Genomic DNA, 12,989 nt, shown 5'->3' with positions numbered 1-12,989 from the left:
ACAAGATGATAAAATATTTATTTTGCTTCGCCGCTGCTTCATTTTCTCTGTCTTTATACGGACAGGAAAGAGGTTGCGCTACTTATGAGAAGCTCGAGCAGTTTTACAGGAAAAATCCTGAAGCTAAATTAATTGAAAAAGATCTTGATAATTTCTTAACAAGAAAACAGAAGGGTTCATTTGCAAAAGAAAACGTTGTTACCATTCCTGTAGTAGTACATGTTTTGTATAAAAATTCTGAACAAAATATTTCTGATGCTCAGATTCAGTCTCAGCTATCCGTATTGAACGCAGATTTCAGAAAGCTGAATGCGGACTTCAGTACAGTTGTTCCTGCTGCATTTCAGGGCGCTGCTTCTGATATGCAAATTGCCTTTTGTCTTGCAACAAAAGATCCTTCCGGAAATCCAACGAACGGAATAATCAGGAAATCCGTAGCTTCTTCTTTTGTTTTTGATGACAATTATTATGTTGGAAGTAACGGAGGTGATAATGCCTGGGATCCATCAAAATATCTGAATATCTGGGTGGGGGCATTTACGAATAATAATTTACTGGGATGGGCTTATCCTCCGGTTGCAGCCGGATATCCTGATGACGGTCTTTGTATTACGTATACCGCTTTCGGTACTATGGGAACAGCACAGGCTCCTTATAATAAAGGAAGAACCGCAACACATGAAATCGGACATTATTTCGGGCTCAATCATATCTGGGGAGCCAGTAATAACCCTACTGTATGTGGTACAGCCTTAAATGATGATGGGTGTGCAGATACTCCGGCCACAAACCAGCCATATTTTGGATCACCTGTATTTCCCGACAACAGCTTTATGTGTAATCCAACAGCAACTGGAGCCATGTTTATGAATTACATGGATTATGTGAGGGACGGTTCGATGGCTATGTTTACCAATGATCAAAAGACAATTGCTCAAAATACACTGTCCGGGCCAAGGGCCAGTTTATTAAATTCAAATGCCTGTACTTTCCTGGCTGTTAATGAAGTTGAAAAATCAAATTCCATTAATCTTTTTCCCAATCCTACAACCCAGTATATTTCTATTGCGTCACCATTAACAAAGATTGATGAGGTAGAAATTTTTAATTCTGAAGGCAGACTGGTGAAAAAAGCTGTTATCCGGAATGAAACCGATAAAATAGATGTGAAGGACTTTGCGAGTGGGGTTTATTATGTCAGAACTTATAATGGCAGGAACTTCATTAAATCGATGAAGTTTATCAAAAAATAATGAAAATATTTCCATATTAAAGGATAGAAAGCCCCGTGTTATCGGGGTTTTTATTTTAAATGTGTCATTTTGTCATAAATCTTTGAATGGTACAGATATTGAGAAATTGAGAGTGTAAATTAAACTTAAATTAGAAAAAAATATAAAATATTATGAGTAAAATAATTGGAATTGACTTAGGAACAACCAACTCTTGTGTTGCTGTAATGGAGGGAAAAGACCCTGTTGTTATCCCGAATGCAGAAGGTAAAAGAACAACACCTTCTATTGTAGCCTTTACAGAAGATGGAGAGAGAAAAGTGGGTGATCCTGCAAAAAGACAGGCTGTAACGAATCCAAAGAAAACTGTATACTCTATCAAAAGATTTATCGGAACTCATTTTAAAGAAGACGCTAAAGAAATCTCAAGGGTACCTTATGAGGTGGTAAGTGGTCCAAACGATACTGTAAAAGTAAAAATTGACGATAGAGAATATACTCCACAGGAAATCTCCGCAATGACCCTTCAGAAGATGAAGAAGACTGCTGAAGATTATCTTGGACAGGAAGTAACAAGAGCTGTAATTACAGTTCCTGCATACTTCAATGATGCACAGAGACAAGCTACTAAAGAAGCTGGTGAAATTGCCGGACTTAAAGTAGAAAGAATTATCAACGAACCTACAGCTGCAGCTTTAGCGTATGGTCTTGATAAAAACCATAAAGATCAGAAAATTGCAGTATATGACCTTGGAGGTGGTACTTTCGATATCTCTATCCTTGATTTGGGAGATGGTGTATTCGAAGTATTATCTACTAACGGTGATACCCACCTGGGAGGTGATGACTTTGATGATGTGATCATCAACTGGATGGCTGATGAGTTCAAAGCTGAGGAAGGTGTAGATTTAAAAGCGGATGCTATTGCCCTTCAAAGATTGAAGGAAGCTGCTGAAAAGGCAAAAATCGAGTTATCTTCTTCTCCTCAGACTGAAATTAACTTGCCTTACATCACTGCTACAGCTACAGGTCCTAAACACTTGGTAAAAACTCTTACTAAAGCTAAATTTGAACAATTATCTGCTGATCTTGTAAGAAGATCTATGGAGCCTTGTAAAAAAGCACTACAGGATGCAGGATTATCCACTTCAGATATTGATGAAGTAATCCTTGTAGGAGGTTCTACAAGAATCCCGATCATCCAGGAAGAAGTAGAAAAATTCTTTGGTAAGAAGCCTTCTAAAGGAGTTAACCCGGATGAGGTTGTAGCTATTGGTGCAGCTATTCAGGGTGGAGTATTAACAGGAGATGTGAAGGATGTATTACTTCTTGACGTTACACCACTTTCTTTAGGTATTGAAACAATGGGATCTGTATTCACTAAGCTTATCGAAGCGAATACAACCATTCCAACTAAAAAATCTGAGGTATTCTCTACGGCTTCTGATAACCAGCCGGCGGTAAGCATCAGAGTAGGACAGGGGGAAAGACCAATGTTCAACGATAATAAGGAAATCGGTAGATTTGATCTTACAGATATTCCACCTGCACCAAGAGGAGTTCCTCAAATTGAAGTAACTTTCGATATTGATGCGAATGGTATCCTGAGTGTATCTGCTAAAGATAAAGGAACAGGTAAAGAGCAGTCTATTAAAATCCAGGCTTCTTCAGGACTTTCTGATGAAGAAATCGAGAGAATGAAAAAAGAAGCTCAGGAAAACTCTGCAGCAGATGCGAAGAGAAAAGAAGAAGTTGAGATCTTCAATAAAGCTGACGGATTGATTTTCCAGACTGAAAAACAATTGAAAGAATTCGGTGAAAAACTTTCTGCTGATAAAAAAGCAGCAATTGAAAGTGCAGCAGCTGAACTGAAAACAGCTTTCGAAGCTAAAAATGCTGATGATGTAAAAGCTAAGACTGAAGCTTTGGATGCAGCTTGGATGGCAGCTTCTGAGGAATTATATGCAGCTGGTCAACAGCCGGGTGCTGATGCAGGAACTCAAAATCCTGGAGGTAATAATGCAGGAGGTGAAGATGTACAGGATGCAGACTTCGAAGAAGTAAAATAATTATTGATTAATATTAATTAATAAAATATAGAACAACCCCATAAACATTTGTTTATGGGGTTGTTTTTGTTATTTATACCGAAGTATTTAAGTGATATTTTTGTAAAATTGTAATCTAATTGTAAATAGTAAATGAATTTGAAATTATCCTTTATTTTGGTTTTGTTTTTTATAACCAACAATGCACAATCAAAAAATGATTTAAATTCTGAAGAGAAAAAATATATTTCAAGGTTTATATATCCCATAAAAACTTTTAACCCGGACGAAAAAGACAATAGTGATTTGCTAATCTTAAACCAACTCATTGGAAAGTCTAAAATAGTTGGATTAGGAGAGTCTACTCACGGCTCGAGTGAAATATATCAAATGAAATATAGAATAAGTGAATATTTGATAGCTAATAAAAATTTCAATGTCTTTTCGCTGGAGGCCAATATGCCTGAAAGCTTTTTAATGAATCAATATATTCAGAAAGAAAAAGGGAACCCCAAAGATATTCTAAAGGGAATGTATTTTTGGCTTTGGCAAACCGAAGAAACTTTAAATTTTGTTGAATGGTTAAAAAAATACAATGAAAATCATGATTCAAAAGTTTTTTTTGACGGTTTTGATATGCAATATGCTACAGGAGCGATAGATCAAATAAGAAAAGCATACCAGGAAAATCACCTGTCCGAACAAGAGATTGACAATATAGAAACAGCTTTAAAAGAAAATAACAGAGGTTTCAGAACATACTCTAAAAAAAGTCAAAAAACTATATCTGAGTATCTGGCTTTGATAAAACAAAGACATATTTCAATAAAAAATCCGGAAGAAAAATCGCGCTTTCTGCAAAATGTAGATATTATTAACCAATATGTCCAACTGAATTTTATTAGGAGAGATAAATTCATGGCAGAGAATATTAAATGGTTAAAAGAAAACTATTTGAATTCTAAAGTAATTGTCTCTGCTCATAATTATCATACTGCAAAATTAAATTCAGATAGAATGGGATATTGGATCAATGAAACTTATGCTGACGATTTTGTAAACTTCGGATTTGCTTTTTATGAAGGTACTTATTCTGCAAGTATTGATGGGAAGCTAGGCGCCTATAATTCAGAACAGGCAGGTCCCGGAACATTAGAATATAAGCTCAACTCACTCAATATTCCAATTTTTATTTTGGATCTAAAAGCAATCAGAAAGGATAATAACAAACTTGGCAATTGGATATTGGATATTGGAAGATATTCTATTTCGCAAAACAGGGTCAGGTACGGATAAAAATGAATTTTTAAAAACCAACGTTGCTAAATCTTTTGATTATTTGATATTTATAAATAAGTCAACAAACTCAAAGCTTTTAAATGGTAAATCAAAATAAAAGTATTACAGCCAACGTAAAATTTTCTGAAAACTTGGGATTCACAGCTTACTTATTTAGACACTATCCCATGCCTTGTGTCAAATTTATAATCTTTTTTATTTTCTAAAGTAATTTTACCCCAGTCATTGATATGATCCAGTAAAGGAATAAATGAAAGACCAAGCTCCGACAAGCTATATACAACTTTTACGGGAGGTTTCGTACCAAAAACTGTTCGTGTTATTAACTGATCTTTTTCCAGTTGTCTCAACTGAATACTTAAAGTTGTCTCTGTAATAAAAGAAAGCTCTTTCTTGAGCTCGCCAAACCTTTTATCTCCGTTTTTTAAATGGCAGAGAATAACTCCTTTCCATCTTCCTCCAATGAGATCCATGACGAAACTTACAGCACAGGGGTAAGATTTTTGATCAACATTGATATAGGAAAGCTCACATTCTTTTTTCATTTTTTTTAATAGTATCTATATGGATAGTTATTTCATGCTAATAGTGCAAAATCTATTTTTACACAATATTAATCAGAATAATAAAAATAGAAAAATGTACCAATTAGCACAAATTAATGTTGCCAGAATGATCGGAGCCAACATTGAAGACCCTGTAATGAAAGAGTTTGTAAACCATCTTGATTCGGTAAACCAACTGGCAGAGGAAAGTGATGGGTTTATCTGGAGGCTGAAAGACGATGAGAACAATGCCACAAGCTTTAATCCATTAAATGATGAGCAGGTTATCATCAATTTATCCGTATGGAGAAATATAGAATCACTGGAATATTTTACTTATAAGACATTTCACGTTGATTTTCTGAGAAGAAGAAAAGAATGGTTTCAAAAATATGGAAAAGCTTACTATGCACTGTGGTGGATTAAAAATGATGAATATCCAGATATAGATGAAGCATTGAAGCGCTTAGAATATTTACAAGAATATGGTCCCTCTTCCTACGCATTTACTTTTCAGAATGTTTTTCAGGCACTATAGCTATAATGTAAAACCTTTATATCTGATACTTTTAACAGGGCAGTGCTGAAAATTTTTGCAATGCGTGTGTTAATAAAAATCTTTGTATAAGTTACCCAATAGAAATGAATCTTCATATGTCGATGGCTGCAAAGAACATTAGTAAGATTGAAGAATATAAACCTTATTTTGTGAAAGCGTTCGGAAATGGCATAAGACACCTTACTTCTCTGATCAGAAATTTCACAATCTGTGGTTAACTTATTACGGAACGCAATATGAAGATCTGGGAAGATATCTGGTTACTGAAAAAATGAAGATATAGGAAAATTTAAAGCACCTGCATTGAGAGAAGTTGCTGATAACAAACCTTATATGCATAACGGACTTTTCCCTGAGCTGGCGAACGTTGTCATGACGTACAATACAGGAATGGTAAAAGAAATTTCGAAAGGAAACCAGATCACTGATTCTAAATTTCCCCACAAATCAGGAATGATACAAAAGATGAATCTGACAGATGATGAAGTTTTTGATATCGTAGCATTTTTGAAAACCCTGAATAGTTACAAATACAGAATGCATCCTCCGGTGCTGTCTAAGTTATAAAAACTCTTCCAGTCGGAAGAGTTTTTTATTGAATGATATAATCTGTTCTTCTTATGAATTTTCGGACAGCTATTCGTACAGGTATTTTTATCCTAATTGTTATTTGAAACTGAAATAAATATTTAATTATTAATATCTTATGAAAATTGATTAATGATTATAAGGAGTGGTTTTAATTTGTATATTTGATTTTTATTTAGAATAAATAAATATATTATTTAAAAAATAATAATGAAAACAATTTTATCCATTTAATCCAAATTTCCACTAAAAACTATGGAACAACAAAACAAAAGAATCCTCACTCTGGATGTAATAAAAGGTATAAGCGTCATTGGAATGATCATTATTCATACATTATTGGTGTATGCGAATGTAAAATCACAATATGAAACGGCAATTGGCAGTTTTATTGTTTTTCTGGGAAGGGGAACCTCCATTTTCCTGATCTGTATGGGAATCACCTTCATGACTTCCAGCCAGCAGAGTCTTAAAAGTGCATTGAAACGAGGTATTTTACTTGTATTGGCAGGCCTGTTTATGAATTTTATGAAATTTATGATCCCTGTATTTTTTGGTTTTGCTCCCGATAATTTTATCCAGAAATACGGGTGGAATGCACCTATTGAGCAGCAATATGTTTATCTGGTATTGCTGGGTGATATTTTACAGCTTGCCGGGATGTCATTGCTGTTTGTTGGTTTTATCAGGGAATATGTGAAAAATAAATATATTATTCTTGCTATAGGATTATTCGCTGCACTGGTATCTAGGGAAGTAAGCGGAATTAATATAGATTACCCTGTCATTAATTATATTTTAGATCTTCTCTTTAATAATGACTATCCGGCTTATGTCTATTTTCCTGTATTTCCATGGATATCTTTTATCATCATCGGGATGTTTTTCGGTAAATGGTTTCAGGAACTGAACTATGACAGCAAAAAACTGTTCAGAAATATGCTTTATGTAGGATTGGTATTTGCTGCCATTGGAGCTCCTTTGGTTTTTTTCTACAGTGAATACAACTACAACGGCTTTTACCATATGGGACCTGGAGGCGTAGTTTATTTTGCAGGCTGGACATTAATTTTTCTGTGGATCATCTATAATATTACCGCAAAAAGCAAGGAAAATAAGGTCATTAAAGTACTAAAATACTGCAGCAAAAATTTAACATCAATGTACATGGTTCAGTGGATATTAATCTCATGGGGAAAAGGAATTTTCGGATACAGACAACATGAAATAGGTTATGTATCTGTGCTTATTGTATTATATATTATTCTCACTTTTTCAGTACAGACTTTGGTAGATATCATAAGAAAGAAAAAAACATTAATTGATTTCAGACCAATATCACCCGATAAATCAGTTTTGAAACAGTAATCCTAACTTTATTTTTCGGATAATAAAAAACCACAGTAAAAGTAAAAGTTACTGTGGTTTTGTTTTGTAATAGATTTAAAGAATTTCCACTTCTTCCGGTACCACAAAAAGAATGGTACAGCCGTGTTCTGATTTCACAGAATGTTTAAAATTGGGCGGAGTATACAGGTAATCTCCTTTTTCAAGTCGGGCTCCTGCAATATCGGCATCACCTTCCATGATAAAAAGTTCCTCTCCTGCAGGATGATTGTGATAAGGATAGCTGGCTCCCGGTTCAAATTTTAAAAGAATACTGGTAGAACGGTTTTTTTCAGGATCAAATTTTAAAGATTTTACAAAAATGCCTTCATAATGAATTCCTTTTTCAATTAAAGGCTGCCATTCTTTCTGCTCTGTTTTTACAATGTAATCGTGGATGTTGGTGTTCATAATATATAAATTTTAATTGTTATTGATATAAAACCGGTCTAAGCTCCATACGTAGCGGGAAAAGGTACTCAACAGAAATGCTCCGGCACTGAATGCAAAAACCGAATAATCCAAAGGTTCTTTAATACCATAAGAAATACTCATAGCAACAGCAAATAATAAAGTAAGAATAGAGGCGCACAAAGCTGTTTTTTTTATCTGGTATCCCAGAAGCAGAAGAATTCCTATTGAAAGTTCAGCAGCAGTCGAAAGTACAGCAATAGGAAATGCCCATGACGACGGCAAAAAAGAATTCGTTTCAGCAGTATAGTCTATAAATTTTTTCCAGCCGGAAGACCGTGGCCCCCAAAGACTCAGTCTGCTTGCCACTGCAGATAAAAATCCGAAAGCGAGAGCTATTCTTAATAGAAAAACGGCGATATCCTGATGCGTTTTCATACGTATAATTTTTGGTTTTAATTACACCACAAAGTTCAGCAAAAGCCGTTGCCTAAAGAATAGACAATTCCGGGAAAAACATGTAATATTTGAGAAGAAAGCCAGATGCCGGAAGCTATTGTAAAGACTGTTAATTTTTTATCGGGGCAAAAAACTTCTTAGAAGCGTTAAATTTCCTTTATTGTTTTCTGATACTCTTTGGGAGAGCGTGAAGTATGTTTTTTAAAGAAATTCGAAAAGTAAAAAGGATCATTGAAGCCAAGTTTGTAGGCAATTTCTTTTACAGTCAGTTTTTCATACATCAAAAGTCTTTTGGCTTCAGAAATGGTAAGGCTGTAGATCACATTCTGCGCGGTTTTGTTGGTATGAAGCTTTGAGACCTCATTCAGCTTGGCTTCGGTAGTTCCGAGAAGATCAGCAAAATCAGAGACCTGATAATTGCTTTTAAAACGATCTCTTACACTTTCAAGGAATTTTAAGAATAAAGCATCCGGTTTCCAGATTTCATCACCATTGGCAATTTTACTGCGGTTAATTTCTACCAGCAGCAATTCAACCAGAGAATGTGTGGAGATCAGATACTGATAAGGCTGCTCATGAATTTCTTTTTCAATGGTATCCAGGATTTCAGTGAAAAATGCGGGATGCCGGACGGTGATCATTTCATTCATTCCGAAATGGCAAAAGAGTCCGTTGTGAAAGATAAGCTCAATATCACTGTCGCTTTTACAGAAAAAATCCAGGGTGAAATCCAAAGCTGTAAGTTGTCCTTCAACTGATTTTAACTGATGAAACTGTCCGGAGGTAATGGTTACGGCCTGGCCCGTTTTTAAGGTAAAAATATTTTCATCAATCAGGATTTCAGCACTTCCCCGACTGCACCAGAATAAAGTGTATCTGATAACCCGTCGTGGTTCAGGATCCCCTGTCTGATCAGAATATTTTCTTATTTCAATCATTTTTGATCTGTTAAAAGTTGGATATTAAATTGAAAGGAAAATATCAGTTTGATTTTTTGTTATCAATTTTTTCTAACTGCTTTTTAACTGACTTTACATTTTCTTCCGTAAGTTTGCCATAACCCTGGTCCGTGATTTGGCTTAATTGTATTTTTGATATTTCATCATGTTTATCTTTACTTTTTAATAACTGATCCCTTAATGAAATATAATCCTGGGCCGAATATACTTCATCTTTCAAAAACTCTGAAATATTTTTATTTTGTGTAACGCATCCTAGAGTGTATTGCATGATTGAAGGATTGCTGGAATAGAATGTATAGACACCTAAAAACCTTTTATCATTTCTTTTAAACAATTCCTGACCAGAATAAACTCTTAACGCATTGCTGCCATTCATCGCATAAAAATAGAGTTCATCATTACTTGCTATTTTGGCAATTTTTTTAAATTGATTATAAATCTTGCTCTCTTCGCCTCCATAGCCAATATGAGAGGATTCAGCATAAGAAAGAGTATTTAAAGGCTGGGCCATTTTTTTTACTGCATCAGAAACCTGAGCGTGGTAAAATACAATATTAACGACAAGCAGAAGACTGTAAAAATATTTATACTTCATTTTTTATAAAATATTTAAAGTTAAATAAAATAATTGAACAATTAAATACTTAAATTCGTGTAGATTTAAACAAAATTCAGAATGAAGTATTCAAAAATTATTATCGTTGTAACCCTGTTATTATTTCAGCTGGGAGCAGCGCAGGAAAAGGCGGATGTTATAATAAATAAGGCTTTTACAGAAGCTAAGGCAGGTAAGAAAAATGTTTTACTGATATTCCATGCCTCGTGGTGTAAATGGTGCAAGATGATGGAGAAAAACATGGACCTTCCCGAAACCAAACCTATTTTTGACAAAAGATTTGTCACAGCGTATATAGATGTTCAGGAAAGAGGAGATAAAAAAAGTCTTGAAAATCCAGGCGGACAGGAACTGATGAATAAATATAATGGAGAAAATGCAGGACTTCCTTTCTGGCTGATTCTGACCCCGAAGGGAGAGGTTCTGGCTGATTCTTTTGATGCCAAAGGAGAGAATCTTGGCTCACCGGCAACACCGGAAGAAGTAACTGCTTTCATTGCCAAGATCGAAAAGTCTTCAAAACTGAATAAAGAAGAAGCACAGACAATAGGGAAAGTGTTTGTGAAGAAATAAAAATACAGGACAAAGAAAAGTAATCCCCCAGAATAGATTCACTTTGGGGGATGTTTTATATAGTAACCTGTAGAATTACAGTTGTTTATAATAATACTCAATATTACTCCATAAAACCTGATCTTCTGCTTTTATCATATCAGCAGGAGTGGTAAAAAGGATTCCGAACATATCGTCATATCGGGTTGTACCGAAAGATACGTTCTGAACAATTGTCAGAACATTACCATTATCTCTCCGCTCACGTTTCATGTACTGTAATGTTCTCTTTAAAGTAAAAGTGGAGTTCTTTTTATTAAAATCACCTATATACCTTGGCTTCGAAACTTTATCATTAATCAATACCGAATCGTTGCTGATGTTGATGTTATAGATAGCATCAGCAGAATTTCCGGCAATCAGTTGTATAGAATTGTTTTTAAGATCAAGAACAATTTTCTTCCATGCCGGTTGCTGATATGTACTCCAGTAGCTGCTTAAAAAGGATTCCTGTGGAAAAGTCTTACTTCCGGATGTCCCCCCTGTATAAAGAATCGTTTCCTTTACCGCATAGCTTTTGAAATCAAATTGATACACCTCCTTTTCAATCGGTCCCGCATCTTCAGTCACATTGTCATTATTTCCACATGAGATCAGGGATAACGAAATCAACGCAGGATAAAAAAGATATTTCATGGTTATTTTTTTTACAAAAATAGTATTTTTACACACGATGGTGAAATATTTTAAGTGAAAATTACCTTTAACAGAGTGGAAAAAGTAAAAAAGCGAAAAGGTAAATTGAGTAGTTCACCTTTTCGCTTTGTTTAAGTTTATTTCCCAAAATACATCTGATCCTGCTTCTGCTGTTCATTATAAATAATCTGGAAGCTTACCGGCATATATTGATAAAGTAGCTTCCAATGCTGGATCTTTGCATGTTTTTTAAAGCTCTCAAAGGATCTTACGAAAAGATTTTCGATCATGGTTCTTACATAGGAATTTCCATTTCTGTAGAGCCAGTCCATCAATTTAATATGATGGGCTATAATATTGATCTTCGATTCCTGCAGCAGGTTCTTCAGATAATTGACTGTAGCCTGCATGATCCCTGCAAAATTATCCTGAACGGATAGCTGGGTGATTTCATTGCGAAGTGGCGGATAGAAAAATTTTAAGTATTCAACAGCTATTTTTTGATTAATAGTTTGCATTTGTACTTTCATCATAATTAAGATTTTTCAAACACTTTGTATTGCAGCGAAATGTATACCAAAATTTACAGACAGGCTGCAAAAATAAAAGCACCGGCAATTACTGCAATGTGAGTAAGGAGGATCTCGGTATTATGCCTGCTGGTCGTGGTTTTCCAGGTTTTCCAGTCTGAATATCTTCTGATTTTTGTTTTCATAATCTATTGATTGTGAGTTATTTTTATTTTTGTTTAATTTAAACACTTTGTAATGAAACGGATAAAAAATGTAACAAAACGTTTATATGCCGTGAGTGTAAATTTGTCTTGAATATACTTTCTGAAGGTTGGCAGAAATATGACTGAAAATCACTTTCCTGTATTCTTCACTGCAGAAAGCGGTACAATTGTCCAGAGAATAGATAAAAGTAGTCTCAATAGCGTTCTTCAATACCGTATCTCCGTCAGTGTAAATTTTGTCCATTTTCTGTAAGCTTCTGAGCAGAAGATTTCTGTCATTCTGGCGGATCATATTTTTAATACGCTCTGTGAAGGTCCGGATAATGCTGTACGAGTTTTGAATTTTGATTTCCTTTACTTCTTTTTCAAAATCGGGAACCACGTCGGTGATTTCCTTTACGGCCTGTAAATAATTCATTGTATTATATTTTTATTGGTAATTGTGTTCAAGCATTTTGATGATGGCACCAAAGATGAAAATGGTTAAAAAAGCAAAAAAAAGCAGATGATAAGGTTTCAGCCATTTAGGTGTTTTCGGACCTCTGCTTTTTAATCTTCTGAGTTTGTCTATTCTGTTTAATGTTTTTAAGTCCATTTTTTTCTATGTTTTGAAAATCATGATGCCAATGGTATTCCGTTGAAAATGAATTTTATTTAAGATGTTGGTAATTAATGTGTTGCGGTTTTTAGGTGTAAGTTTTAAAACAAGAAAGCATGTCAAAATGATAAGGTTTTTATCAAATTGGAAAATAAAAAACAAAAATTCTGCTATCAGACCTCTTTACTAATCAGCGGACTTACAATCTCATTTTGAAGAGGAGTGGAGAAAATTCAAAGAATTTTTGGCGGGGTGGTTTCAATATTCTTTAATAAAGTCTATCCTGGCTCATGACAATTTTT

17 protein-coding genes are annotated in these 12,989 nt (G+C 34.6%); 7 read left to right on the top strand and 10 right to left on the bottom strand.

From position 1 onward, the window contains the following. Positions 1-5: 5 nt before the first annotated feature. The 3 genes from DRF59_RS17790 to DRF59_RS17780 all read left to right on the top strand — a co-directional run bounded on the left by DRF59_RS17790 (position 6) and on the right by DRF59_RS17780 (position 4,576). Complete coding sequence (locus DRF59_RS17790; RefSeq protein WP_167456700.1) at positions 6-1,253, top strand: zinc-dependent metalloprotease; 1,248 nt, start codon at positions 6-8, stop codon at positions 1,251-1,253. A 152-nt stretch (positions 1,254-1,405) separates the two neighbouring features. Beyond that, the gene (gene dnaK, locus DRF59_RS17785) at positions 1,406-3,301 is read left to right on the top strand and encodes a molecular chaperone DnaK (RefSeq protein WP_115963388.1); all 1,896 of its coding nucleotides are present in this window, start codon (positions 1,406-1,408) and stop codon (positions 3,299-3,301) included. Between the two features lie 369 nt (positions 3,302-3,670). After that, entirely contained in the window at positions 3,671-4,576 is a 906-nt protein-coding gene (locus tag DRF59_RS17780) for an erythromycin esterase family protein (protein ID WP_157967470.1), read from the top strand. A 152-nt stretch (positions 4,577-4,728) separates the two neighbouring features. Here the strand turns inward: DRF59_RS17780 and DRF59_RS17775 are convergent, their stop codons facing one another. Then, the gene (locus DRF59_RS17775; RefSeq protein ID WP_115963383.1) at positions 4,729-5,124 is read right to left on the bottom strand and encodes a winged helix-turn-helix transcriptional regulator; all 396 of its coding nucleotides are present in this window, start codon (positions 5,122-5,124) and stop codon (positions 4,729-4,731) included. A gap of 94 nt (positions 5,125-5,218) precedes the next feature. Here DRF59_RS17775 and DRF59_RS17770 point away from each other — a divergent pair, with 94 nt between their 5' ends. The 3 genes from DRF59_RS17770 (at position 5,219) to DRF59_RS17760 (ending at position 7,639) form a co-directional block, all read left to right on the top strand. Further along, positions 5,219-5,662, top strand: a complete 444-nt coding sequence (locus DRF59_RS17770; RefSeq protein ID WP_167456699.1) for a DUF3291 domain-containing protein — start codon at positions 5,219-5,221, stop codon at positions 5,660-5,662. 324 nt (positions 5,663-5,986) lie between these two features. Beyond that, positions 5,987-6,250: a hypothetical protein gene (locus DRF59_RS21160; protein WP_241505630.1), complete on the top strand. Its 264-nt coding sequence runs from the start codon at positions 5,987-5,989 to the stop codon at positions 6,248-6,250. A 276-nt stretch (positions 6,251-6,526) separates the two neighbouring features. Beyond that, positions 6,527-7,639, top strand: a complete 1,113-nt coding sequence (locus DRF59_RS17760) for a heparan-alpha-glucosaminide N-acetyltransferase domain-containing protein (protein WP_115963377.1) — start codon at positions 6,527-6,529, stop codon at positions 7,637-7,639. A gap of 75 nt (positions 7,640-7,714) precedes the next feature. On the opposite strand, the gene DRF59_RS17755 is transcribed toward DRF59_RS17760, so the two are convergent. The 4 genes from DRF59_RS17755 to DRF59_RS17740 all read right to left on the bottom strand — a co-directional run bounded on the left by DRF59_RS17755 (position 7,715) and on the right by DRF59_RS17740 (position 10,000). After that, the gene (locus tag DRF59_RS17755; RefSeq protein ID WP_115963374.1) at positions 7,715-8,068 is read right to left on the bottom strand and encodes a cupin domain-containing protein; all 354 of its coding nucleotides are present in this window, start codon (positions 8,066-8,068) and stop codon (positions 7,715-7,717) included. A gap of 12 nt (positions 8,069-8,080) precedes the next feature. Beyond that, the gene (locus DRF59_RS17750) at positions 8,081-8,506 is read right to left on the bottom strand and encodes a DoxX family membrane protein (RefSeq protein WP_115963371.1); all 426 of its coding nucleotides are present in this window, start codon (positions 8,504-8,506) and stop codon (positions 8,081-8,083) included. Positions 8,507-8,673: 167 nt separating this feature from the next. After that, positions 8,674-9,465: a helix-turn-helix domain-containing protein gene (locus DRF59_RS17745; protein WP_115963368.1), complete on the bottom strand. Its 792-nt coding sequence runs from the start codon at positions 9,463-9,465 to the stop codon at positions 8,674-8,676. A gap of 43 nt (positions 9,466-9,508) precedes the next feature. Beyond that, a complete protein-coding gene (locus DRF59_RS17740; RefSeq protein WP_123873707.1) occupies positions 9,509-10,000 on the bottom strand; it encodes a hypothetical protein in 492 nt (163 codons plus the stop codon). Positions 10,001-10,165: 165 nt separating this feature from the next. Between DRF59_RS17740 and DRF59_RS17735 the strand changes: the two genes are divergently transcribed. Further along, positions 10,166-10,678: a thioredoxin family protein gene (locus tag DRF59_RS17735; RefSeq protein WP_115963362.1), complete on the top strand. Its 513-nt coding sequence runs from the start codon at positions 10,166-10,168 to the stop codon at positions 10,676-10,678. A 75-nt stretch (positions 10,679-10,753) separates the two neighbouring features. On the opposite strand, the gene DRF59_RS17730 is transcribed toward DRF59_RS17735, so the two are convergent. The 5 genes from DRF59_RS17730 to DRF59_RS17715 all read right to left on the bottom strand — a co-directional run bounded on the left by DRF59_RS17730 (position 10,754) and on the right by DRF59_RS17715 (position 12,684). After that, positions 10,754-11,353 (bottom strand): hypothetical protein, encoded by a 600-nt coding sequence (locus tag DRF59_RS17730; protein WP_115963359.1) that lies wholly within the window; start codon positions 11,351-11,353, stop codon positions 10,754-10,756. A 137-nt stretch (positions 11,354-11,490) separates the two neighbouring features. After that, positions 11,491-11,886, bottom strand: coding sequence for a DUF7674 family protein (locus DRF59_RS17725; protein ID WP_002977403.1), 396 nt, complete (start codon positions 11,884-11,886; stop codon positions 11,491-11,493). 50 nt (positions 11,887-11,936) lie between these two features. Further along, complete coding sequence (locus DRF59_RS21205; protein ID WP_262510642.1) at positions 11,937-12,068, bottom strand: hypothetical protein; 132 nt, start codon at positions 12,066-12,068, stop codon at positions 11,937-11,939. Between the two features lie 82 nt (positions 12,069-12,150). Next, positions 12,151-12,507, bottom strand: coding sequence for a DUF7674 family protein (locus DRF59_RS17720; RefSeq protein WP_115963356.1), 357 nt, complete (start codon positions 12,505-12,507; stop codon positions 12,151-12,153). A 12-nt stretch (positions 12,508-12,519) separates the two neighbouring features. After that, positions 12,520-12,684: a hypothetical protein gene (locus tag DRF59_RS17715; RefSeq protein ID WP_241505629.1), complete on the bottom strand. Its 165-nt coding sequence runs from the start codon at positions 12,682-12,684 to the stop codon at positions 12,520-12,522. Positions 12,685-12,989: the final 305 nt, after the last annotated feature.

It is taken from the genome of Chryseobacterium flavum (assembly GCF_003385595.1).
Lineage (GTDB): Bacteria > Bacteroidota > Bacteroidia > Flavobacteriales > Weeksellaceae > Chryseobacterium > Chryseobacterium flavum.
Note: the sequence above shows the minus strand (reverse complement) of the source record. Positions and strands in the feature narration are given on the sequence as shown.

What these genes read in the sequence shown, in the direction of transcription:
- DRF59_RS21205 (WP_262510642.1), bottom strand. Translation starts at nt 12,068, where the DNA reads ATGAAAACAAAAATCAGAAGATATTCAGACTGGAAAACCTGGAAAACC.
- DRF59_RS17750 (WP_115963371.1), bottom strand. Translation starts at nt 8,506, where the DNA reads ATGAAAACGCATCAGGATATCGCCGTTTTTCTATTAAGAATAGCTCTC.
- DRF59_RS17725 (WP_002977403.1), bottom strand. Translation starts at nt 11,886, where the DNA reads ATGATGAAAGTACAAATGCAAACTATTAATCAAAAAATAGCTGTTGAA.
- DRF59_RS17790 (WP_167456700.1), top strand. Translation starts at nt 6, where the DNA reads ATGATAAAATATTTATTTTGCTTCGCCGCTGCTTCATTTTCTCTGTCT.
- DRF59_RS17730 (WP_115963359.1), bottom strand. Translation starts at nt 11,353, where the DNA reads ATGAAATATCTTTTTTATCCTGCGTTGATTTCGTTATCCCTGATCTCA.
- DRF59_RS17755 (WP_115963374.1), bottom strand. Translation starts at nt 8,068, where the DNA reads ATGAACACCAACATCCACGATTACATTGTAAAAACAGAGCAGAAAGAA.
- DRF59_RS17780 (WP_157967470.1), top strand. Translation starts at nt 3,671, where the DNA reads ATGAAATATAGAATAAGTGAATATTTGATAGCTAATAAAAATTTCAAT.
- DRF59_RS17735 (WP_115963362.1), top strand. Translation starts at nt 10,166, where the DNA reads ATGAAGTATTCAAAAATTATTATCGTTGTAACCCTGTTATTATTTCAG.
- DRF59_RS17720 (WP_115963356.1), bottom strand. Translation starts at nt 12,507, where the DNA reads ATGAATTATTTACAGGCCGTAAAGGAAATCACCGACGTGGTTCCCGAT.
- DRF59_RS17770 (WP_167456699.1), top strand. Translation starts at nt 5,219, where the DNA reads ATGTACCAATTAGCACAAATTAATGTTGCCAGAATGATCGGAGCCAAC.
- dnaK (WP_115963388.1), top strand. Translation starts at nt 1,406, where the DNA reads ATGAGTAAAATAATTGGAATTGACTTAGGAACAACCAACTCTTGTGTT.
- DRF59_RS17760 (WP_115963377.1), top strand. Translation starts at nt 6,527, where the DNA reads ATGGAACAACAAAACAAAAGAATCCTCACTCTGGATGTAATAAAAGGT.
- DRF59_RS17745 (WP_115963368.1), bottom strand. Translation starts at nt 9,465, where the DNA reads ATGATTGAAATAAGAAAATATTCTGATCAGACAGGGGATCCTGAACCA.
- DRF59_RS17715 (WP_241505629.1), bottom strand. Translation starts at nt 12,684, where the DNA reads ATGGACTTAAAAACATTAAACAGAATAGACAAACTCAGAAGATTAAAA.
- DRF59_RS17775 (WP_115963383.1), bottom strand. Translation starts at nt 5,124, where the DNA reads ATGAAAAAAGAATGTGAGCTTTCCTATATCAATGTTGATCAAAAATCT.
- DRF59_RS17740 (WP_123873707.1), bottom strand. Translation starts at nt 10,000, where the DNA reads ATGGCCCAGCCTTTAAATACTCTTTCTTATGCTGAATCCTCTCATATT.